Below are 21,762 nucleotides of genomic sequence, written 5' to 3'. Positions count from 1 at the left end.
AAAATAAATTGTTTTATATCATTCAGTTATGCCATATCAACAGGAAGATGCATAATCACCCGTCTGGCGACCCCACGCCGTCGCAGTCGGATATTACCATGACACTTCAGGTTCAGGATGCCTGCGCGCCTTTGGGGATCACGCTGCATGACCACCTGATTATCGGCAAATCCCAAGAGGTGAGCCTTAGATCGTCCGGGTATCTCTAGATGGTTTACCACGCAGCAAGGCCGGTTCGGCAGGGGCCGCGCAGGGGGCATTTCGCCCCTGCCGCGACCCGCTGTCATTTGCGCCACATGCGGCCTTTTGACCGTTTGCCGCCGCGCGAACGCGCTGGACTGGCGGGAAATTGATCGCTAAAACCGCCGGGCGAAGGCTGCGATCTGGCGGCCCGGATTGTCGTATCGGCCGCCCTGCAAACGCGGCCTGAATTGGAGAAAAAGCCGTGTCCCACGCAGAAGATCACGCAGGCACCCGGAGGGATTTCCTCTACTATGCCACCGCGGGCGCTGGTGCGGTGGCCGCCGGTGCAGCCGGCTGGACGCTGATTAACCAGATGAACCCCTCAGCCGATGTGCAGGCCCTGTCCTCGATCCAGGTCGATGTCAGCGGCGTGTCCGAAGGCACGCAACTGACCGTGAAATGGCTGGGCAAGCCTGTGTTCATCCGTCGCCGCACGCAAGAGGAAATCGACGCCGCCCGTGCCGACGATGGCGCCACGATGATCGACCCGACCTCGCAAAACGCGAACAAGCCGGGCACCAATTCCGACGACGCCAACCGCTCGCTGGACGAGGCGGGCGAATGGCTGGTTCAGATCGGCGTCTGCACCCATCTGGGCTGCGTGCCGATCGGCGATGGTGCCGGCGATTTCGGCGGCTGGTTCTGCCCCTGCCACGGCAGCCACTATGACACGTCCGGCCGCATCCGCCGTGGCCCGGCGCCCGAGAACATGCACGTTCCGGTTGCCGAATTCGTCAGTGACACAACGATTCAATTGGGCTGAGGGGGACACCAATGTCGGGAATTCCGCACGACCATTATGAGCCCAAAACGGGCATCGAGCGGTGGTTGCACCGCCGCCTGCCCATCGTCGGGCTGGTCTATGACACGTTGATGATCCCCACCCCGAAAAACCTGAACTGGTGGTGGATCTGGGGCATCGTTCTGGCGTTCTGCCTTGCGCTGCAAATCGTGACCGGCATCGTGCTGGCCATGCACTATACGCCGCATGTCGATCTGGCCTTTGCCAGCGTTGAACACATCATGCGCAACGTAAACGGCGGCTATATGCTACGCTACCTGCACGCCAATGGCGCGTCGCTGTTCTTTGTGGCGGTCTATATCCACATCTTCCGCGGCCTGTATTACGGTTCCTACAAGGCCCCGCGCGAAGTGACCTGGATCGTGGGCATGCTGATCTATCTGTGCATGATGGGCACCGCTTTCATGGGCTATGTGCTGCCCTGGGGTCAGATGTCCTTCTGGGGCGCGACCGTCATCACCGGCCTGTTCGGCGCCATTCCGGGCATCGGTCCCGACATCCAGACCTGGCTGCTGGGCGGCCCGGCAGTGGATAACGCCACGCTGAACCGCTTTTTCTCGCTGCATTATCTGCTGCCCTTCGTGATTGCGGCGCTGGTGATCGTCCACATCTGGGCCTTCCACCACACCGGCAACAACAACCCGACCGGCATCGAAGTGCGCCGCACTTCGAAAGAAGAGGCCGAGCGGGACACCCTGCCCTTCTGGCCCTATTTCGTCATCAAAGACCTGTTCGCACTGGCGCTGATTCTGGTGGTGTTCTTTGCCATCGTCGGCTTTATGCCGAACTATCTGGGCCACCCCGACAACTATATCGAGGCGAACCCGCTGGCGACCCCCGCGCATATCGTGCCGGAATGGTATTTCCTGCCCTTCTACGCGATCCTGCGCGCCTTTACCGCCGATGTCTGGCTGGTGCAGCTGGTCAGCTTTGTCAGCTTTGGCATCATCGACGCCAAATTCTTTGGCGTGATCGCGATGTTCGGCGCGATTCTGGTCATGGCGCTGGTGCCGTGGCTGGATACCAGCCGCGTCCGTTCGGGCCGTTATCGTCCGCAGTTCAAGTGGTGGTTCTGGCTGTTCGCCGCGAACTTCATCATCCTGACCTGGGCCGGTGCCATGCCTGCCGAGGGAATCTACCCCTATATCTCGCTGGTCGGCGCGGCTTACTGGTTCGCCTATTTCCTCGTGATTTTGCCGATCCTTGGCGTGATCGAAAAACCGGAACCGATGCCGGCCACGATCGAGGAAGATTTCAACGACCATTACGGTCCCCAAGCCCACCCGGCCGAATAAGGAGAGGCTGCGATGACACTGAGAAAACTTACGCTCTCGGCTGTTGCGGCGCTGTCGCTGTTGTCGGTGCCGGTCACGTCGCAGGCGGCGGGGGCTGATGGCCACGTCGAGGACATCACCTTCAGCTTTGAAGGCCCGTTCGGCACATACGATCAGCACCAGCTTCAGCGCGGGCTTCAGGTCTATACCGAGGTCTGCTCGGCCTGCCACGGCCTGCGCTATGTGCCGATCCGCACGCTGTCCGACCCCAATGGGCCGGGCCTGCCCGAAGATCAGGTGCGCGCCTATGCCGCCAACCTGCCGATGATCATGGACGAGGAAACCGGCGAGGAACGCCCACGCGTTCTGACCGACCACTTCCCGACCATCCCCCACGCCGATGGCACGGGGCCTGACCTGTCGCTGATGGCCAAGGCGCGCGCCGGGTTCCACGGCCCGGTTGGCACCGGCCTGAACCAGCTGTTCCGCGGCATCGGCGGGCCGGAATATATCCACGCCATTCTGGTGGATTACACCGGCGAAGACACCGAACAGGCCGGCAGCGTCTTTTATCACAACACCGCCTTTGCCGGCGGGCTGATTGCGATGCCGCCTCCGCTGAACCCGGATCAGGTCACCTACGAGGACGGCACGCCTGCGACTGTCGATCAGATGGCCCGCGACGTCACCGCCTTCCTGACCTGGACGGCGGAACCCAAGATGATGGAGCGTAAACAGGTCGGTTTTATCTCGGTCCTGTTCATGATCCTGCTGACGGCGCTGCTGTATCTGACGAACAAGCGTCTGTGGGCACCCTACAAGCACAAGCATCTGTCCGAAAATCAGGCCTGAGCCTGACGACATGCTGCGAACGCGCCCTTCGGGGCGCGTTTTCGTTTCTGGACAATCGCGCCTGCCCGGCGTCTGATGCCGCCAAGGGGGTGCCATGACGATCTGGAATCTTGGCTCGATCAACATTGACCATGTTTATCGGCTGGACCATCTGGTTCGGCCCGGCGAAACCATTGCCGCGCGCAGCTTTGCGCAGGGCTTGGGGGGCAAGGGGGCGAACCAGTCGGTCGCTGCCGCGCGGGCGGGGGCGGTCGTGCGCCATATCGGCGCAATCGGCCGCGGCGACGATTGGGTGATCCGGCAACTGGCCGCTGCCGGGATCGACACGGCCCATGTCGCGCGCCTGTCCGATCACGCCACCGGCCATGCGATCATACAGCTGGACGCATCCGGCGAAAACGCCATCATCATCCACTCTGGCGCCAACCGCGCGCTGTCCCTGCCCCAGACCGTCGCCGACGCGATGCAGCCCGGCGACACGCTGCTGATCCAGAACGAGACCAATCTTCAGGCCGAAACCGCCGCCATCGCCCGCGACAAGGGGCTGCGTGTGATCTATTCCGCCGCGCCCTTCGATGTGGATGCGGTGCGCGCCATGCTGGGGCTGGCCACGATTCTGGCCATGAACGCGGGCGAGGCGGATGCCCTGTTCACCGCCTTGGGTCAGGATCTGCCGGTCGAGGGGCTGCTGGTGACGCGCGGGGCCGAGGGGGCGGATTACCGCGACCTGCGCAGCGGCACCGTCACGCATTGCCCCGCGTTTCCGGTGCGCCCGGTCGATACCACCGGGGCAGGCGATTGCTTTGCGGGCTGGTTCGCCGCCGGGCTGGACAGCGGGCAGGACATCGCCACCGCTTTGCGCCGCGCCTCGGCCGCTGCGGCCATTCAGGTCACACGCCCCGGTGCCAGCGACGCCATGCCCGACGCCGAGCAAGTAGACCGCTTTCTAAAGGAACAGCCATGACCCCGATCTTCGACCTGCCCCGCCCTGCCCTGCCGCTGGACGGGACCAGCTTTCCGGTGCGGCGGATCTTTTGTATCGGCCGCAATTATGCCGATCACGCGGCGGAAATGGGCAATGCGGTTGATCGCGAAAAGCCGTTCTTTTTCACCAAATCCGCCCATGCGCTGGCTCATCCCGGCGCAATCCCCTATCCGCCCGGCACCGCCGATCTGCATCACGAGGTCGAACTGGTGCTGGCCATCGGCGCGCCGCTGTCGAACGCCAGCGAACAGGATGCCGCCGCCGCGATCATTGCCCGCGCCGTCGGGCTGGACCTGACGCGCCGCGATCTGCAAGCCGAGGCCAAGGACAAGCGCCGCCCCTGGGATGCGGCCAAGGATTTCGAGGCCAGCGCGGTCATCGCGCCTCTGTCTGCCGCCAGGCCGGGGCCGGGCATCCGCCTGTCGGTCAACGGCGACCAGCGGCAGAACGGCAGGCTGGCCGACATGATTTTCCCCGAAGCGGCGCTGGTCGCCTTTTTGTCAACGCTGTATCATCTGCAACCCGGCGATCTGGTGATGACCGGCACGCCCGCAGGCGTCGGCCCCTTGCAGCGTGGCGACACCATCCGGGCCGAAGTGGACGGCCTGCCCGCGCTGACCGCCCAGATCACCTGAGATCACGCCGTCGCCCGCCAGAACGCCCCAAACGAAGGGGCGTCACCCCAAGGCATAGCCGGTGCCGCGCACCGTGCGCACCGGATTATTGCCGCCATTGGCCATCAGCGCCTTGCGCAGACGCCCCACATGCACGTCGATGGTGCGGGTATCCACATAGATGTCGCGCCCCCAGACGCGATCCAGCAGTTGTTCGCGCGTCCAGACCCGGCCCGGCTTTTCCATCAGCGTGGACAGCAGCCGGAATTCGGTCGGGCCAAGATGCAGCGGCTGGCCGCTGCGAAAGACGCGGTGTTCGGCGGCATCCAGCACGATGTCGTCAAAGGACAGCCGCTCGCCCATGCTGGCGGGGCGGGTGCGGCGCAGTTGCGTGCGCAGCCGCGCCATCAGTTCCACAACGGAATAGGGCTTGACCATGTAATCATCGGCCCCGGTTTCCAGCCCCCGCACGCGGTCGCCTTCGTCGCCGCGTGCGGACAGCATGATGATCGGGATCGGGCGGGTCATCGGATCAGCCTTGAGCCGACGGCACACCTCGATCCCGGACACGTTCGGCAGCATCCAATCCAGCACGACCAGATCGGGCTGTTCTTCGGCCACCAGCAGCAGCGCCTCATCACCGTTTTCGGCCATGACGACACCGAAACCTTCGGCTTCGAGATTGTATTGCAGAACCTCGCGCTGCGCGCTTTCGTCTTCGACAACCAGAACTTTGGATACCTGACGCGCGCTCATCTGCTTATTCCTGCGATTGATGGTTCAGGGTCTCGGCCACGCCGGCCTTGGTCACGCTGTCGCTTTTGGGCCGGCTTTCGTCGGGGGCTTCGCCCGTGACCAGATAGATCACCTGTTCGGCGATAGTGGTGGCGTGGTCGCCCATCCGCTCGATGTTCTTGGCGATGAAATGCAGGTGCATACAGGCGGTGATGTTGCGCGGGTCTTCCATCATATAGGTCAGGAATTCGCGGAACAGCGCGTTATACATCTGATCCACCTCGATGTCGCGGGCGCGCACATCAGCGGCCAGTTGGACATCGCGGCGGATATAGCTGTCCAGCGCATCTTTCAGCATCGCCTCGGCCGTGCCCGCCATCCGGCGCAGCGCCGCAGCCGAGCCGTTGACCTGATTCATCGCCAACAGCACGTTGCTGCGCTTGGAGATGTTCTTGGCGTAATCGCCGACCCGTTCCAGCGAGGCCGAGATCTTGATGACCGACAGCACCAGCCGCAGGTCGGTGGCCGTCGGCGCGCGCAGGGCGATCAGGCGCGCGGCCTCTTCGTTGATCTGCTGATCCAGCGCGTCGATGTTACGGTCGCGCAGGCGCACCTCTTCGGCCAGTTCGGCGTCACGGGTTTCCAGCGCGGCGGCGGCGTCGATGATGGCCTGTTCGACCAGACCACCCATCTTGACGACCAGAGCCTGCGCGGTTTCCAGATCCCGGTCAAAGGCGCTGGCGATGTGTTTGTCACGGTTCATGTTCATCTGCCCTCTGACTTAGCCGATCCGGCCCGAGATATAGCTTTCGGTGCGCGGGTCGCGCGGATTGGTAAAGATGTCGTCAGTGTTACCGTATTCCACAAGGTTCCCAAGGTGGAAAAATGCGGTTTTCTGGCTGACACGCGCGGCCTGCTGCATCGAGTGGGTGACGATCACCACCGAAAACTTTTGCCGCAACTGGTCGATCAGCTCCTCGACCTGGCTGGTGGCGATGGGGTCCAGCGCCGAACAGGGTTCGTCCATCAGCAGGACTTCGGGTGCGGTGGCGACGGCGCGGGCGATGCACAGGCGCTGTTGCTGACCGCCCGACAGGCCGGTGCCGGTTTCGTTCAGGCGGTCCTTGACCTCTTCCCACAGCGCGGCGCCGCGCAGCGCCTTTTCGACGATTTCATCCAGTTCGGCCTTGCCACGGGCCAGACCGTGAATGCGCGGGCCATAGGCCACGTTGTCATAGATCGATTTGGGGAAGGGGTTGGGTTTCTGAAACACCATCCCTACCTTGGCGCGCAATTGCACCGGATCGACGCGCTTGTCATAGATGTCTTCGCCATCCAGCGTGATCGAGCCTTCGACCCGGCAGATGTCGATCGTATCGTTCATGCGGTTGATACAGCGCAAAAAGGTGGACTTGCCGCAACCAGACGGGCCGATAAAGGCCGTCACGGTCTTGTCCAGAATATCAACGTCCACGTCCTTGATGGCATGTTTATCGCCATAATAGACCTGCACTTTGCGGGCAGCGATCTTGATGTCGTCGTTGGTCACGTTGGTCTCCGCGCGATTGGCGTCATACATGATAATACTCCTTGCGCCGCGCTTACCAGCGACGCTCGAACTTGCGGCGCAGATAGATGGCCAGCACGTTCATGCACAGCAGGAAGATAAGCAGGATGATAATGGCACCCGAGGCGCGTTCGATGAAGGCCGGGTCAGACCGCTGGGTCCAGTTGTAAACCTGAACCGGCAGGGCCGAGGCCGGGTCCATCAGACCGCCCGCCCAAGGCGCATCGGGATAGGTGCGCACAAAGGCAACCATGCCGATCAGCAGCAGCGGGGCGGTTTCGCCCAAAGCCTGCGCCAGACCGATGATGGTGCCGGTCAGGATGCCGGGCATCGCCAGCGGCAGCACATGATGGAACACCGTCTGCATCCGGCTGGCCCCGATCCCAAGCGCCGCATCGCGGATCGAGGGCGGCACCGATTTCAGCGATGCGCGGGTGGCGATGATGATCGTGGGCAGGGTCATCAGCGTCAGCACCAGACCGCCGACGATGGGCGCCGATTGCGGCAGGCCGGCAAAGCTGATGAACGCGGCCAGACCAAGGATACCGTAAACGATCGAGGGCACGGCGGCCAGATTGGCGATGTTCACCTCGATCACGTCGGTCCAGCGGTTCTTGGGGGCGAATTCCTCCAGATAGATGCTGGCGGCGACCCCGATGGGAACCGACAGGAACAGCACCACCAGCATCATGTAGAACGAACCAAGGATGGCCACGCCCAGACCGGCCGCCTCGGGGCGCTGGTCGGATGCGTCGGGGTTGGTGATGAATTCGCGGTTAAAGCGCGTGACCAGCAGGCCCTGGCGTTTCAGTTCGTCCGCCAGCATCAGTTGCGCGGGCGAGGTATTGCTGTCGCGTTCGGCACTGGCCATGGTGACGCGGCCCTTGAAATAGCCGTCCACGCGGCCATTCACCAGCACGTTCACATCGACCGTCTGCCCGACCAGATCCGGGTCGTTCAGCACCATGCGACGCAATTGCGCCGCCGCCTCGCGGGAAACGATGCCGTCGATGTCGCCTTCGGTCAGACCTTCGATATTCAGGTTCATCCCGGCGACCGCGGCATCCAGCGAGGCATCCAGCACCCGGCTGTAGGCCAGCGTCAGCACGCGCGACATTTCGGCCGGATCGCGGTTGCCCTGCGGGTCCACGACTTCGGGGTTCAGGTAAACCGGCAGGTCCAGATAGGTCTGCCGAAAGGCCGAAGAACCGTCGCGCAGGATGGTCGTCACCAGAATGACCAGCGCCAGCACGGCAATACCGATGGCGGCCAGACCATAGCCGCGAAACCGGCTTTCCGAGGCGTTGCGGCGGCGGGTGCGCGCATCCTTGGCCAGCAGCGAACTGACGGCACGGGGCGGCGCGGGGCGGTTGTTTTCAACGGGCATATCGGTCATTCGTACTGCTCGCGATATTTGCGCACGATATACAGCGCGACAATGTTCAGCCCCAGCGTGATGATGAACAGGGTCAGGCCAAGGGCAAAGGCCACCAGCATCTCGGGCGAGGAAAAGTCGTTATCGCCGGTCAACTGACCCACGATTTTGACGGTGATCGTCGTCATGGCCTCGAACGGGTTCAGGCTCATGGTGGCGGCGGCACCGGCACCCAGCACCACGATCATCGTTTCACCGATGGCGCGGCTGGCCGCCAGCAGGACAGCACCGACGATGCCGGGCAATGCGGCGGGCAGCACGACCTGCTTTACGGTTTCCGAAGGCGTCGAGCCAAGGCCAAGCGCGCCGTCGCGCAGGCTTTGCGGCACGGCGTTGATGATGTCGTCGGACAGCGAACTGACGAAGGGGATCAGCATGATGCCCATCACCAGACCCGCCGTCATCACCGAGGATGCCGAGGTTCCCAGCCCCAGCGGCGCCGCGAAATAGTCGCGCAGCATCGGGCCGACGGTGACAAGGGCGAACAGGCCGTAAACAATGGTCGGGATACCGGCCAGAACCTCGACCACCGGCTTGGCGATGCTGCGCATCCGCGGGCTGGCGTATTCCGACAGATAGATCGCCGCCAGCAGCCCGATGGGCACCGCAAACAGCAGCGCGATGAACGAGATATACAGCGTCCCCCACAGCAGCGGCAGCATCCCAAGGCGGGAAATGCCCTCGGGGCGCGGTGCGAATTGCGTGCCGAACAGGAAATCCTGCCATGAATGCAGTTGGAAGAACCGCCCGGTTTCGAAAATCAGCGACAGCACGATGCCGATGGTGGTGGCAATGGCAATCGACGAACAAAAGATCAGAACGCCGAGGATGATCTTTTCAACGGTATTGCGGGCACGGAAGGCGGCGTTGACGCGGGTCACGCCCCAGCCCAGCCCGGCAATCCCGGCGGCCAGTGCGATCACGGCGACAATCGGCATGGCACCAGCGCCAAGAACCCCCGCCATACGCAAAAGCGACGCAATCGCCATGATGACGATCGGCGGCAAAAAGGCATTCAGAGCGGCGTTCATGCCGTGATAGGTCGGGCGGCTGTGCAGTTGGCGGATGTCGTTGCCCACAGCGGCAAGCGCGCGGCTGCGCGCGACGACATAACCGGCAATCGCCAGCAGCAGGGTGGCCAACAAAGCCCAGGACATTGGCATCGGTCAAATCCTTGCTAAAGGGCGGATTGATGCGGAAAATTGCAAAAAGAAACAGGTGGCGCGGGTCTTTGCCCGCACCACCCGGTATTCATCAGTTCATGGTCGCTTCGTCGGTGACAGCCTGCTGGGTCGCGGCCAGTTCCGGGTCGGCAACCAGACCATATTGCGACAGCGGGCCGTTCGGGCCGGCAACGTCATCGGACACAAAGAATTCGACGAATTCTTTCAGACCGGCGATTTCACCCAGATGGGCTTTCTTGACGTAGATGAACAGCGGACGCGACACCGGGTATTCGCCCGAAGCGATGGTCTCGGTCGAGGGGGTGACGCCGCTCATGGTCGCCACTTGCAGGGTGTCGGTGTTGTTTTCATAGAACGACAGGCCGAACACGCCGATCCCGTTGGGCGAGCTGTTGATGCGGGCCAGCGTCTCGGTATAGTCGCCGTCGATGTCCACGGCGCGACCGTCGGTGCGCAGAACGTGGCAGGCTTCCTTGGCGTCTTCTTCGCTCAGTTCAGCTTCGAACACGGCTTTGGCGCCGGATTCTTCGCAGCCAACCATGATGACTTTTTCTTCGAACACTTCACGGGTGCCGTGACGGGTGCCCGGCACGAAGGCCATGATTTCCTGGCTGGGCAGTTCCGGGTTGATTTCGTTCCAGTTGCTGGTGGTGTTGTCCACGATCGCGCCGTCAACCACGCGGCGGGCCGCCATCGCGTTGAACCATTCGGCCGGGGTGAACTGGAAGGTGTTACCCGAAGCCAGGTTCGCGAACACGATGCCATCATAACCGATGCGCACTTCCATGATGTCGGTCACGCCATTGTCATGGCAGGTCTGCTTTTCGCTGTCGCGGATCGGGCGCGAGCTGTTGGCGATGTCGGTGGTGTTTTCACCCACGCCTTCGCAGAAGCGGCGCAGACCAGTCGAGGAACCGCCCGATTCGATGACCGGCGTGGCGAAGTCGGTGTTTTCGCCGAACAGTTCAGCAACGATGGTGGCATAGGGCAGAACGGTGGAAGAACCGGCAACCTGAACCTGATCGCGTGCGGACGCCAGCGTCGCCGAAGCTGCAAGCAGCGCGATCGCCGAGACGGTGAATTTCACGGATTTCATAGACCTCTCCTGAGTCGTTAACAGGGCCTTCGCGGCCTGCCGCCCGTCTATCGGCGGCGCGTGACGCTTATGCGAATAATACGTGACGCTTTTGTAACAACGCAGGAAGGCGCGGCCTATTCCGCGCCTGTGGGGGATATTTGCGAAAATCAGCCGATAGCGCCGCGCGCGCCGCCGGTCTGGGCGCGGTCCATCAGCAACTGATCCAGAATCACGCAGGCGGCCATCGCCTCGGCCACGGGCACGGCGCGGATGCCGACGCAGGGATCGTGGCGGCCCTTGGTGATAAGGTCGATTTCCTCGCCCTTGCGCGTGATCGAGCGGCGCGGCGTGGTGATCGAACTGGTCGGTTTGATGGAAAAGCGCACCAGAATATCCTGCCCGGTGGAAATGCCGCCCAGGATTCCGCCCGCGTGGTTCGACAGGTATTCCGGCCCGTTCGGCCCCATGCGGATCTCATCGGCGTTATCCACGCCCGTCAGGGCGGCAGCGGCCATTCCCTCGCCGATCTCGACGCCTTTCACGGCGTTGATCGACATCATCGCGGCGGCCAGATCGGTATCCAGCTTGGCATAGACCGGCGCGCCAAGGCCGGGCGGGCAGCCCTGAATCAGCACCTCGATGGCGGCGCCGACGCTGTTCTGGTTCAGACGGATCGCTTCCAGATAATCGGCCCATTCGGCGGCGGCGACGTTATCGGGCAGGAAAAACGGGTTTTCGGTGATGTCGGCGGCGTTGAAACGCGCGCGATCCAGATGTTTCACCCCCATCTGCACCATATAGCCGGTGATGCGCAGATCGGGCAGCATCTGCCGCAGCACCGCCTGCGCCACGCCGCCCGCCGCGACCCGCGCCGCCGTTTCGCGCGCGGATGACCGCCCGCCGCCGCGATAATCGCGCAGCCCGTATTTCTGATGATAGGTGATGTCGGCGTGACCGGGGCGGAACGCCTGCGCGATCTCGCCGTAATCCTTGGACCGCTGGTCGGTGTTTTCGATCATCAACTGGATCGGCGTGCCGGTGGTGCGGCCCTCGAATGTGCCCGAGAGGATGCGCACCGCGTCGGCCTCTTGCCGCTGGGTGGTGTGTTTGCTGGTGCCGGGGCGGCGGCGATCCAGAAACTGCTGGATGAATGCCTCGTCCAGCGGGATGCCGGGGGGCGTGCCATCGACGGTCGCGCCAAGCGCCGGGCCGTGGCTTTCGCCCCAGGTCGTCACGCGAAATTCGCGGCCAAAGGTGTTATAGCTCATGGCGTATCCTCGGTCATGGCTTTCAGGTCATAGATCAGGTCCAGCGCCTCGCGCGGGGTCAGGCGGTCGGGATGCACGTCTTTCATACGCGATTCCAATGGCGATTCCTTGACCTTTGCCGGGGCCACAGGCGCAGGCGGAGCGGCGCGGAACAGCGGCAGATCGTCGATCAGCGCGGCGGGGCGCGACGCGCCCTCACGCTCGCCCGATTCCAGCGCGTCCAGCACCTCGCGGGCGCGGGCGACGACGGCGGCGGGCAGACCGGCCAGCCGCGCCACCTGCACGCCATAGCTGCGGTCGGCGGCCCCGCGCCGCACCTCATGCAGGAAAATCACCTCGCCTTCCCATTCGCGCACCGAAACGGTGGCGTTTTCCACCCCGTCCAGCCGCGCGGTCAGGGCGGTCATTTCGTGATAATGCGTCGCAAACAGCGCGCGGCAGCGGTTGACGCCGTGCAGATGCTCCATCACGGCCCAGGCGATGGACAACCCGTCCCAGGTTGCCGTGCCGCGGCCGATTTCATCCAGAATGACCAAAGCGCGGTCATCGGCCTGATTCAGAATCGCCGCCGTTTCGACCATCTCGACCATAAAGGTCGAACGGCCGCGCGCCAGATCATCGGCGGCACCCACGCGGCTGAACAACTGGCTGACCAGCCCGATCCGCGCATCCCGCGCCGGAACAAAGGCCCCCGCCTGCGCCAGCACCGCAATCAGCGCATTCTGCCGCAGAAAGGTCGATTTACCGGCCATGTTCGGCCCGGTCAGCAGCCAGATCGCGGGGGTCGCCCCCGCCGTCAGGTCGCAGTCATTGGCCACGAACGCCTCGCCCTTGCGGCGCAGGGCGCGTTCGACCACCGGATGCCGCCCGCCCTGAATGGCAAAGGCACGGCTGTCATCGACGCGGGGACGGGTCCAGCCCTCGGCCAAAGCCAGATCGGCAAAAGCCGCCGTCAGGTCGATTTCCGCCAGCGCCCGCGCCGCCGCGCCAACCGGCCCGGCGCGATCCAGCACAGCATCGCGCAGCATGGCAAAGATACCGCGCTCGATTTCCAGCGCGCGGTCGCGGGCGTTCAGGATGCGGGTTTCCAGTTCCGACAGCTCCACCGTGGTAAAGCGGATCTGATTGGCGGTGGTCTGGCGATGGATAAACGTCTCGTTCAGGGGCGGGGCCAGCATCTTTTCAGCATGGGTGGCGGTAGTTTCAATGAAATAGCCCAGCACGTTGTTATGTTTGATCTTGAGGCTGGGCACCCCGGCCATCGCCGCATAATCGGCCTGCATCCCGGCGATCACGCCACGGCCTTCGTCGCGCAGGCGGCGGGTCGCGTCCAGATCGTCGTCATAGCCCGCCGCCACAAATCCGCCATCGCGCGCCAGCAAGGGCGGCTCGGCCACCAGCGCATCATCCAGCAGCGTGGTCAGATCGTCATGGCCGCGCAGGTCGCGCGCGGCGTCGGTCAGCACCTGCGGCGCATCACCCGGCAGGCGCGCGGCAATCGCGGCAGCCTGCGTCAGCCCGGCGCGGATCGCCGCCAGATCGCGCGGCCCGCCCCGATCCAGCGCCAGCCGCGACAAGGCACGGTCGATGTCGGGCACCCGGCCCAGATCGGCGCGCAAATCTGTCGCCAGCCGCGCATCCTCGGCCAGGGCGCCGACGGCATCATGGCGCGCGCGGATCACCGACAGATCGCGGCTTGGCGCGCTGATCCGCCGTTCCAGCAAACGCGCCCCCGCCGCCGTCACCGTGCGGTCGATCGCCGCCAGCAGCGACCCCTCGCGCCCGCCCGACAGCGCCTGCGTCAGTTCCAGATTGCGGCGGGTGGCGGCGTCGATCTGCATCGCGCCGCTGGCCTGTTCCCGCACCGGCGGGCGGATCAGCGGCAGTTTTCCGCGCTGCGTCAGGTCCAGATAATCGGCAATCGCCCCCATGGCCGACAGTTCCGCCCGGCCAAAGGCCCCGAACCCGTCCAGCGTTTCCACCTGAAACAGCGCGCACAGCCGCCGTGCCCCGGCAGCACTGTCGAACGCGCCCGCCGGGCGGTCGGTCAGCGCCGCGCCAACCTCGGCGGCAAGGTCGTCCAGACCCGAGCCATCGACCGCCAGCACCTCGCGCGGGGCCAGCCGCGCCAGTTCCGGGGCCAGCCGCGCGGGCGGGCAATCCATCACCCGCAGCGCGCCGGTAGACATATCGACCCAGGCCAGCGCCGATTCATCGCGCACCTGCGCGAATGCGGCCAGATAATTGTGCCGCCGCGCTTCCAGCAGCGATTCCTCGGTCAGGGTGCCGGGCGTGACCAGCCGCACCACATCGCGGGCCACGACCGATTTCGAGCCGCGCTTTTTCGCCTCGGCCGGGTCTTCCAGCTGTTCGGCGATGGCGACGCGGAACCCTTTGCGGATCAGCGCCAGCAGGTATCCTTCGGCGGAATGCACCGGCACGCCGCACATCGGAATAGGCTGGCCCTGATGCGTGCCGCGTTGCGTCAGCGCAATATCCAGCGCCGCCGCCGCCGCCACGGCATCGTCAAAGAACATCTCGTAGAAATCGCCCATACGATAGAACAGCAGCGCGCCGGGGTTGGCATCCCGGATCGCCAGATATTGCGCCATCATGGGGGTCGGTTGATCGCTCATGCCCTGGTTTCTAACCGCTTGCGCCGGGGGGGGAAATCCCTACATTTGGTGCCACCTCGGGGTGCCCTTGCGGCTGAGATGCGTCACGCGAACCCGTTGAACCTGATCCGGTTGACCCCGGCGGAGGGAAGGTTTCGCTGTCCTTTCTTTCGAAACCCTTAAGATGGAGGACAAGCGATGAAATATGCCGTTCTGGCCGCCCTGATCGCCGCGCCCGCGGCCGCGCAGGACAAACCCGTGCTGACGATCTATGCCGGCGATTACATCACCTCGGAATGGGGGCCGGGGCCAAGGATCGAGGAAGAATTCGAAAAATTCTGCAACTGCGACCTGCAATTCGTTGCGGGCGACCTGCTGCCCCGCATCCTGATGGAGGGCGCGCGGACCCAGGCCGACATCGTGTTCGGGCTGAACACCGACAACACCATGCGCGCGCGTGAAGCCGGGATTTTCGCGCCCCACGGTCAGGATACCAGCGCGCTGAACCTGCCGGTTGAATGGACGGACGAGATTTTCCTGCCCTATAACTGGGGCGAAACCGCCTTTATCTATGACGAAACCCGGCTGGAAAACCCGCCCGCCAGCTTTGCCGAGTTGCTGGACGCGCCCGACGATCTGAAGATCGTCATTCAAGACCCGCGCGCCTCGATTTCCGGGCTGGCGCTGCTGCTGTGGGTCAAGGCGGTTTACGGCGATCAGGCCGAAGAAGCGTGGCGCAAACTTGCCCCGAAAATCCTGACCGTGACCAGGGACTGGTCGGAATCCTACGGCATGTTTTCCGATGGCGAGGCAGATATGGTGCTGTCCTACACCACCTCGCCCGCCTATCACATCGCAGCCGAGGACGACACGACCAAACACGCCGCCATCTTCCCCGAGGGGCATTATTTCATGGCCGAACTGGCGGCCAAGGTCGCAGGGACCGATCAGCCGGAACTGGCGCAGCAATTCATGGACTGGATTCTGACGCCGGAATTTCAGCGCGTGATCCCGCTGGCCAACTGGTCGCTGCCGGTGAAACTGCCCGATGAGGAATGGCCGCAAGTGATGCGCGATCTGCCGCGCCCCGAAAAGACACTGTTCTATTCCGAATCCGAGGCTGAAACCCTGCGCCAGCCCGCGCTGAACGAATGGCTGACGGCGCTGTCGCGCTAAGGCCCGGCTGGCCGGGGGTCATTGCCGCCGCATCGCTGGCGGCGCTGATCCTTGGCACGCTGGGGGCCGTGGCGTGGCAGGCGGGCGGGCTGACGCGGCTTGGCCCGTGGGACTGGGCGGCGGTGCGGTTCACGCTGTGGCAGGCGGCGCTGTCGGCCACGCTGTCCGCAGTGCTGGCAGTGCCGGTCGCCAAGGCTTTGGCGCGGCGCGATTTTCCGGGGCGCGCGGGGCTGGTCACGCTGCTGGGGGCGCCGTTCATCCTGCCGGTGATCGTGGCGATCATGGGGCTGGTCGCGGTGTTCGGGCGCAATGGCATGGCGAATGCGGCGCTGACGTGGGCCGGGCTGCCAACCGTCAGCATCTATGGCTGGCAGGGGGTCATTCTGGCGCATGTGTTCTTTAACCTGCCGCTGTCGGTGCGGCTGGTGCTGCACGGCTGGCAAGCCATCCCGGCCGAGCGGTTCCGTCTGGCCGCCAGCCTTGGCTTTGCCCCCCGCGACATCGCCCGCCATCTTGAGCGCCCGATGCTGCGCGAGGTGCTGCCGGGCGTCTGGCTGGCGGTGTTTCTGGTCTGCCTGACCTCGTTCGCCGTGGCGCTGGCCCTTGGCGGAGGGCCGCGCGCCACCACGGTCGAACTGGCGATCTATCAGGCGTTCCGCTTTGATTTCGATCTGGGCCGGGCTGCGGCGCTGGGGCTGGTGCAGGTGGCGCTGTCGGTGGGCGCGATGGTGCTGGCGGCCTTTGTCGCCATGCCTGCCGCCTTTGGGGCAGGTATGGACGGGCGCGCGCAGATGGCCGGGCCGGGCGGCTGGCGGCGCATCGCTGACGCGCTGGCGATCATGGCGGCGGCGGCCTTTCTGATCCTGCCGATGGCCAGCGTCATCGCCACCGGCCTGCCGCGCATCCCCGCCCTGCCCGATCAGGTCTGGGTGGCGGCGGGACGCTCGGTCACGATGGCGCTGATCTCGGCCGCCGCCACGCTGGCACTGGCGCTGATGATTGCGCTGGCCACCGTCCGGCGCAAAGGCCGCTGGGTCGAGGGGGCAGGGATGCTGCCCATCGTCGCCTCGCCGCTGGTGCTGGGCACGGGGCTATTCCTGATCCTGCGGCCCTGGGTGACGCCGGGGCAGATCGCGCTGCCGGTGACGGTGGCGATCAATGCGATCATGGCGCTGCCCTTTGCCCTGCGCGCGCTGATCCCGGCCACGCGCGCCTTGCAGGCCGATTACGGGCGGCTGGCGGCATCGCTGGACCTGCGCGGCTTTGCGCGGCTGCGGCTGCTGGTGCTGCCGCGACTGGCGCGACCGCTGGGCTTTGCGGGCGGGCTGGCGGCGGCGCTGGCGATGGGGGATCTGGGGGTGATCGCGCTGTTCGCCGATGCCGGGCGCGCCACACTGCCGCTGATGCTGTATCAGTTGATGTCCACCTATCGGCTGGCGGATGCGGCGGCCTGCGCGGTGCTGCTGATGGGCATCAGCTTTGCACTGTTTTTCGTATTTGACAGGGGAGGGCGGCTGAATGCTTGAGTTTCAACAGGTTGCCGTCACCCTTGGCGATTTCCGGCTAAGCGCCGATTTCAGCATCACCCCCGGCGCGCGGGTGGCAGTGATCGGGCCGTCCGGTTCGGGCAAGTCCACGCTGCTGTCGCTGATCGCCGGATTCCTGCGCCCCGATCAGGGCGCGGTGCTGTGGGAAGGGCGCGATCTGGCCCCCATCGCGCCGGGCCAGCGCCCGATGTCGATCCTGTTTCAGGACCAGAACCTGTTCCCGCACCTGAGCGTGGCGCAAAACACCGGCCTTGGCCTGCGCCCCGACCTGAGGCTGAGCCGCGATCAAAAGACCGCCGTCAGCAACGCCCTTGGCCGTGTCGGCCTGTCGGGCATGGAAAGCCGCCGCCCCGCACAACTGTCGGGCGGGCAGCAAAGCCGGGTCGCGCTGGCCCGCGTTCTGCTGCGCGCGCGGCCCATCCTGCTGCTGGATGAACCCTTTGGCGCGCTTGGTCCGGCGCTCAAGGCCGAAATGCTGGGCCTGCTGGCCGAAATCGCCGCCGACACCGGCGCCACCGTGCTGATGGTCACGCATGACCCCGCCGATGCCCGCGCCTTTGCCCCGGAAACGCTGCTGGTTCAGGACGGGCGCGCCCATCCGCCCGTGCCCACCGCGCCGCTGCTGGACAACCCGCCCCCTGGCCTGCGCGATTATCTGGGCTGACGACAGCCCCGCGCGCGTGGCCAACCCGCTGATCCGTCATATATAACAACGCGGCTCATCGACCTTTGTGGTGCCATCAGTCAGGCAGCGGACCTGCCGCCCCCGACACCGCTGCCTGCCAGAGCGTAGCTGATAATGACAGGTATCGGTGCGCTGGCCACCGCCAAAACCTGAACCAGATAACGAACGAAAAGGGGCGGCGCGATGATGCGCCGCCCTTTGCGTTGGATCGGGTGATCCGCCCCGCCGCGCCGATGCGGCGTCAGTCCTGCAAGGGACGAACGCCGACTTCGCCTTCTTCGCGCGACTTGATGGCGGCAATGGCCGCGATCCCGCCCGCAGCGGTGGTGAAATAGGGGATCTTGTCATACAGCGCGACGGCCCGGATGTCGCGGCTGTCGGCCAAGGCCTGCGCGCCTTCGGTGGTGTTCAGCACCATCGAAATATCACCGTTTTTCAGCCGGTCCACGATATTGGGCCGCCCCTCGTAAACCTTGTTGACCATCTCCGCCTTGACCCCGGCATCCGACAGGAAAGATGCAGTGCCGCGGGTGGCGATCAGGGTAAAACCCATCCCGGTCAGATCGCGGGCCGCAGCGGCCATGTCATCTGTCTTGTCCTCGTCGCGGATCGACATGAACACCCGGCCATCATGCGGCAGATGGTTGCCCGCACCCATCTGCGCCTTGAGGAAAGCCCGAGGGAAGTTACGGTCCCAGCCCATCACCTCGCCGGTCGAGCGCATCTCGGGGCCAAGCAGCGGGTCGACGCCGGGGAAGCGGGCAAAAGGCAGCACCGCCTCTTTCACGGAAAACCACGGGGTGATCGGGTCGGCCAGCGTCAGCGGATCGGCGAAGGGCAGATCGTCTTCGGGACCGACACCTTCGGGATAGGGCGCGCGGGCCGGAAAGTTCGACATCGGTTCACCCGCCATCAGCCGCGCGGCGATGCTGGCAATGGCGCTGTCGGTGGCCTTGGCGACAAACGGCACGGTGCGAGAGGCGCGCGGATTCACCTCAAGCACATAAATCTCGCCGTCTTTCAGGGCGAATTGCACGTTCATCAGACCCACGACGCGCAGGGCGCGGGCCATGGCGACAGTCTGGCGTTTCAATTCGTCGATGGTGGCGGCGTCCAGCGTATGCGGCGGCAGCGAGCAGGCACTGTCACCGGAATGAACGCCCGCTTCCTCGATATGCTGCATGATCCCGGCGACGTGAACGGTTTCGCCATCGGACAGCGCATCCACATCCACCTCGATCGCGCCGGACAGATAGCTGTCCAGCAGCACCGGGTTCTTGCCGGACACCTGCACCGCCTCGGTGATATAGCGGTTGAGGTGGTCCATATCGCGCACGATTTCCATCGCGCGACCACCAAGGACATAGGACGGGCGGATGACCAGCGGGAAACCGATCCGTTCCGCGATTTCAACGGCCTGCGCCGGGCTGCTGGCGATGCCGTTGATCGGCTGGCGCAGGTTCAGGTCGTTCAGCAGTTTCTGGAACCGTTCGCGGTCTTCAGCCAGGTCGATGGCGTCAGGGGTGGTGCCCAGAATCGGGATGCCCTCGGCTTCAAGCGCGTTGGCCAGTTTCAGCGGCGTCTGGCCGCCGAACTGCACGATCACGCCATGCAGCGTGCCGTTTTGCTGTTCGGTGCACAGGATTTCCAGCACATGCTCCAGCGTCAGCGGTTCGAAATACAGCCGGTCCGAGGTGTCATAATCGGTGCTGACCGTTTCCGGGTTGCAGTTAATCATGATCGTTTCGAAACCGGCCTTGGTCAGCGCGAAACAGGCGTGGCAGCAGCAGTAATCAAACTCGATCCCCTGCCCGATCCGGTTGGGACCGCCGCCCAGAATAACCACCTTTTTCGCATCCGAGGGCCGCGATTCGCATTCCACATCGCCCATCGCCGGAGCTTCCCAAGTGGAATACATATAGGGCGTCTGCGCCTCGAATTCGGCGGCGCAGGTGTCGATCCGCTTGAACACCGGGTGAATATCCAGCGTGCGGCGGGCGCGGCGAACGTCATCTTCCGATTGGTTGGTCAGTTTTGCCAGTCGCGCGTCGGTAAAGCCCATCTGCTTGATCGCGCGCAGCGATTCGGCATCTTCGGGCAGACCGTCGGCACGCAAACGTGCCTCGGCATCAACGATTTCGCGCAGGCGGGCAAGGAACCACGGGTCGAAATGGGTGATGCGCTGAATATCGTCATCCGACAGGCCAAAACGCATCGCCTCGGCAATGACGCGCAGGCGGTCGGGGGTCTGTTTCGAAAGCGCGGCGACAATGGCGGGCTTGCCCTGTTCGGCGGCCCCTTCGATGGCGATTTCGTCCAGCCCGGTCAGGCCGTTTTCCATGCTGGCCAGCGCCTTTTGCAGACTTTCGTGAAAGCTGCGGCCAATCGCCATCACCTCGCCCACGGATTTCATCGCCGTAGTCAGTTCCGGTTTCGATCCGGGGAATTTTTCAAAGGCAAAGCGCGGGATCTTGGTCACAACATAGTCGATCGACGGTTCGAACGACGCGGGCGTGACGCGGGTGATGTCGTTGTCCAGTTCGTCCAGCGTATAGCCGACCGCCAGCTTGGCCGCGATCTTGGCAATCGGGAACCCCGTCGCCTTGGACGCCAGCGCGGAAGAGCGGCTGACGCGGGGGTTCATCTCGATCACGACCATGCGGCCATCGGCGGGATTGATCGCCCATTGCACATTGGACCCGCCGGTTTCCACGCCGATTTCGCGCAGCACCGCAATCGAGCCATTGCGCATCCGCTGATATTCGCGGTCGGTCAGGGTCAGCGCCGGGGCAACGGTGATCGAATCGCCGGTGTGAACGCCCATCGGATCGACGTTTTCGATGGAACAGACGATGATGGCGTTATCGGCGCGGTCGCGCACCACCTCCATCTCGTATTCTTTCCAGCCCAAAAGGCTTTCATCAATCAGAACCTGCGCGACCGGGCTGGCATCAAGGCCCGAGCGGACGATCCGTTCGTAATCGTCACGGTTATAGGCCACGCCACCGCCCGTTCCCCCCAGCGTAAAAGCGGGGCGGATGATCGCAGGCAGGCCAATGTCATCCAGTTCGGTCATCGCCTGCGCCACGCCTGCGGCAATGTCATATTTACCGGCAGCGTTCTTGGGGGCGCTGATGATCGTGGCGCGCGGGTTTTCCAGACCGATACGGTCCATCGCCTCGCGGAACAGCTTGCGATCCTCGGCCATTTCGATGGCTTCACGCTGCGCGCCAATCAGTTCGACGCCATGACGTTCCAGTGCACCATTATCCGCCAGCGCCAGCGCCGTGTTCAGCGCGGTCTGCCCCCCCATAGTCGGCAGCAAAGCATCGGGCTTTTCCTTGGCGATGATCTTTTCAACGATTTCAGGGGTGATCGGCTCGATATAGGTGGCATCGGCCATCTCGGGGTCGGTCATGATCGTCGCCGGGTTCGAGTTGACCAGAATCACCCGATACCCTTCTTCGCGCAGCGCCTTGCACGCCTGCGCGCCAGAGTAATCAAATTCGCACGCCTGTCCGATCACGATAGGACCGGCACCGATGATGAGGATCGACTGAATATCGGTTCTTTTCGGCATGGTCGCATCCCCGCTGTTGTGATCGGCGCAAATCGTCCGAGGTTATAGCCAAGCAGGGCGGCGACGCAAGGTCGCTGTGTCTGGCATCGCGTGGTCAGGGCCGATTTCCTTGTCACGGCACC

18 protein-coding genes and 1 riboswitch are annotated in these 21,762 nt (G+C 64.2%); of the genes, 9 read left to right on the top strand and 9 right to left on the bottom strand.

Annotated features, from left to right (window positions below):
• The 6 genes from Q4G14_RS07160 to Q4G14_RS07135 all read left to right on the top strand — a co-directional run.
• On the top strand, nt 1–209 hold a 209-nt coding region (locus Q4G14_RS07160), incomplete at its 5' end, for a JAB domain-containing protein (protein ID WP_303361047.1).
• A 236-nt stretch (nt 210–445) separates the two neighbouring features.
• Nucleotides 446–1,006: a ubiquinol-cytochrome c reductase iron-sulfur subunit gene (gene petA / locus Q4G14_RS07155; protein WP_303361046.1), complete on the top strand. Its 561-nt coding sequence runs from the start codon at nt 446–448 to the stop codon at nt 1,004–1,006.
• Between the two features lie 11 nt (nt 1,007–1,017).
• Entirely contained in the window at nt 1,018–2,340 is a 1,323-nt protein-coding gene (petB, locus tag Q4G14_RS07150; protein WP_303361045.1) for a cytochrome b, read from the top strand.
• A 12-nt stretch (nt 2,341–2,352) separates the two neighbouring features.
• Entirely contained in the window at nt 2,353–3,171 is an 819-nt protein-coding gene (locus Q4G14_RS07145; protein ID WP_303361044.1) for a cytochrome c1, read from the top strand.
• A 94-nt stretch (nt 3,172–3,265) separates the two neighbouring features.
• Nucleotides 3,266–4,135, top strand: coding sequence for a ribokinase (locus Q4G14_RS07140; protein ID WP_303361043.1), 870 nt, complete (start codon nt 3,266–3,268; stop codon nt 4,133–4,135).
• Entirely contained in the window at nt 4,132–4,791 is a 660-nt protein-coding gene (locus Q4G14_RS07135; protein WP_303361042.1) for a fumarylacetoacetate hydrolase family protein, read from the top strand. Before Q4G14_RS07140 ends, Q4G14_RS07135 begins: the two co-directional genes overlap by 4 nt.
• Before the next feature lie 42 nt (nt 4,792–4,833).
• On the opposite strand, the gene phoB is transcribed toward Q4G14_RS07135, so the two are convergent.
• The 8 genes from phoB to mutS form a co-directional block, all read right to left on the bottom strand.
• Nucleotides 4,834–5,526, bottom strand: coding sequence for a phosphate regulon transcriptional regulator PhoB (phoB, locus tag Q4G14_RS07130; protein ID WP_303361041.1), 693 nt, complete (start codon nt 5,524–5,526; stop codon nt 4,834–4,836).
• A 4-nt stretch (nt 5,527–5,530) separates the two neighbouring features.
• On the bottom strand, nt 5,531–6,268 hold the full coding sequence (phoU, locus tag Q4G14_RS07125; protein ID WP_303361040.1) for a phosphate signaling complex protein PhoU: 738 nt from the start codon (nt 6,266–6,268) through the stop codon (nt 5,531–5,533).
• A gap of 18 nt (nt 6,269–6,286) precedes the next feature.
• Nucleotides 6,287–7,084 (bottom strand): phosphate ABC transporter ATP-binding protein PstB, encoded by a 798-nt coding sequence (gene pstB, locus Q4G14_RS07120; protein WP_303361039.1) that lies wholly within the window; start codon nt 7,082–7,084, stop codon nt 6,287–6,289.
• 22 nt (nt 7,085–7,106) lie between these two features.
• Entirely contained in the window at nt 7,107–8,468 is a 1,362-nt protein-coding gene (pstA, locus tag Q4G14_RS07115; RefSeq protein ID WP_303361038.1) for a phosphate ABC transporter permease PstA, read from the bottom strand.
• Nucleotides 8,465–9,670 carry a phosphate ABC transporter permease subunit PstC gene (pstC, locus tag Q4G14_RS07110; protein WP_303361037.1) on the bottom strand — a complete coding sequence of 402 codons (1,206 nt, stop codon included), beginning with the start codon at nt 9,668–9,670 and terminating at the stop codon, nt 8,465–8,467. Before pstC ends, pstA begins: the two co-directional genes overlap by 4 nt.
• A 91-nt stretch (nt 9,671–9,761) precedes the next feature.
• A complete protein-coding gene (locus Q4G14_RS07105) occupies nt 9,762–10,787 on the bottom strand; it encodes a substrate-binding domain-containing protein (RefSeq protein ID WP_303361036.1) in 1,026 nt (341 codons plus the stop codon).
• 149 nt (nt 10,788–10,936) lie between these two features.
• Nucleotides 10,937–12,037 (bottom strand): chorismate synthase, encoded by a 1,101-nt coding sequence (aroC, locus tag Q4G14_RS07100; protein ID WP_303361035.1) that lies wholly within the window; start codon nt 12,035–12,037, stop codon nt 10,937–10,939.
• Entirely contained in the window at nt 12,034–14,673 is a 2,640-nt protein-coding gene (gene mutS, locus Q4G14_RS07095; RefSeq protein ID WP_303361034.1) for a DNA mismatch repair protein MutS, read from the bottom strand. Before mutS ends, aroC begins: the two co-directional genes overlap by 4 nt.
• Before the next feature lie 47 nt (nt 14,674–14,720).
• Nucleotides 14,721–14,819: riboswitch (TPP riboswitch) on the top strand.
• A 31-nt stretch (nt 14,820–14,850) separates the two neighbouring features.
• Between mutS and Q4G14_RS07090 the strand changes: the two genes are divergently transcribed.
• The 3 genes from Q4G14_RS07090 to Q4G14_RS07080 are packed head-to-tail and all read left to right on the top strand — an operon-like array spanning nt 14,851 to nt 18,039.
• Nucleotides 14,851–15,828, top strand: coding sequence for a thiamine ABC transporter substrate binding subunit (locus Q4G14_RS07090; protein ID WP_303361033.1), 978 nt, complete (start codon nt 14,851–14,853; stop codon nt 15,826–15,828).
• A complete protein-coding gene (locus tag Q4G14_RS07085; protein WP_303361032.1) occupies nt 15,804–17,354 on the top strand; it encodes a thiamine/thiamine pyrophosphate ABC transporter permease ThiP in 1,551 nt (516 codons plus the stop codon). The genes Q4G14_RS07090 and Q4G14_RS07085 overlap by 25 nt, the downstream gene beginning before the upstream one ends.
• Nucleotides 17,347–18,039 (top strand): ATP-binding cassette domain-containing protein, encoded by a 693-nt coding sequence (locus Q4G14_RS07080; protein ID WP_303361031.1) that lies wholly within the window; start codon nt 17,347–17,349, stop codon nt 18,037–18,039. The genes Q4G14_RS07085 and Q4G14_RS07080 overlap by 8 nt, the downstream gene beginning before the upstream one ends.
• Nucleotides 18,040–18,301: 262 nt before the next feature.
• Here the strand turns inward: Q4G14_RS07080 and carB are convergent, their stop codons facing one another.
• Entirely contained in the window at nt 18,302–21,640 is a 3,339-nt protein-coding gene (carB, locus tag Q4G14_RS07075) for a carbamoyl-phosphate synthase large subunit (RefSeq protein WP_303361030.1), read from the bottom strand.
• Nucleotides 21,641–21,762 lie beyond the last annotated feature (122 nt).

This window comes from Paracoccus sp. (in: a-proteobacteria) (assembly GCF_030538755.1).
In the GTDB taxonomy this organism is placed as follows: Bacteria; Pseudomonadota; Alphaproteobacteria; order Rhodobacterales; family Rhodobacteraceae; genus Paracoccus.
The sequence above is the reverse complement of the archived record's forward strand: the minus strand, read 5'-3'. Positions and strand labels throughout refer to the sequence as shown.

Coding starts and splice junctions, on each gene's coding strand:
- petB (WP_303361045.1), top strand. CDS start 1,018: ATGTCGGGAATTCCGCACGACCATTATGAGCCCAAAACGGGCATCGAG.
- Q4G14_RS07145 (WP_303361044.1), top strand. CDS start 2,353: ATGACACTGAGAAAACTTACGCTCTCGGCTGTTGCGGCGCTGTCGCTG.
- Q4G14_RS07140 (WP_303361043.1), top strand. CDS start 3,266: ATGACGATCTGGAATCTTGGCTCGATCAACATTGACCATGTTTATCGG.
- Q4G14_RS07135 (WP_303361042.1), top strand. CDS start 4,132: ATGACCCCGATCTTCGACCTGCCCCGCCCTGCCCTGCCGCTGGACGGG.
- phoB (WP_303361041.1), bottom strand. CDS start 5,526: ATGAGCGCGCGTCAGGTATCCAAAGTTCTGGTTGTCGAAGACGAAAGC.
- phoU (WP_303361040.1), bottom strand. CDS start 6,268: ATGAACCGTGACAAACACATCGCCAGCGCCTTTGACCGGGATCTGGAA.
- pstB (WP_303361039.1), bottom strand. CDS start 7,084: ATGTATGACGCCAATCGCGCGGAGACCAACGTGACCAACGACGACATC.
- pstA (WP_303361038.1), bottom strand. CDS start 8,468: ATGACCGATATGCCCGTTGAAAACAACCGCCCCGCGCCGCCCCGTGCC.
- pstC (WP_303361037.1), bottom strand. CDS start 9,670: ATGCCAATGTCCTGGGCTTTGTTGGCCACCCTGCTGCTGGCGATTGCC.
- Q4G14_RS07105 (WP_303361036.1), bottom strand. CDS start 10,787: ATGAAATCCGTGAAATTCACCGTCTCGGCGATCGCGCTGCTTGCAGCT.
- aroC (WP_303361035.1), bottom strand. CDS start 12,037: ATGAGCTATAACACCTTTGGCCGCGAATTTCGCGTGACGACCTGGGGC.
- mutS (WP_303361034.1), bottom strand. CDS start 14,673: ATGAGCGATCAACCGACCCCCATGATGGCGCAATATCTGGCGATCCGG.
- Q4G14_RS07090 (WP_303361033.1), top strand. CDS start 14,851: ATGAAATATGCCGTTCTGGCCGCCCTGATCGCCGCGCCCGCGGCCGCG.
- Q4G14_RS07085 (WP_303361032.1), top strand. CDS start 15,804: ATGGCTGACGGCGCTGTCGCGCTAAGGCCCGGCTGGCCGGGGGTCATT.
- Q4G14_RS07080 (WP_303361031.1), top strand. CDS start 17,347: ATGCTTGAGTTTCAACAGGTTGCCGTCACCCTTGGCGATTTCCGGCTA.
- carB (WP_303361030.1), bottom strand. CDS start 21,640: ATGCCGAAAAGAACCGATATTCAGTCGATCCTCATCATCGGTGCCGGT.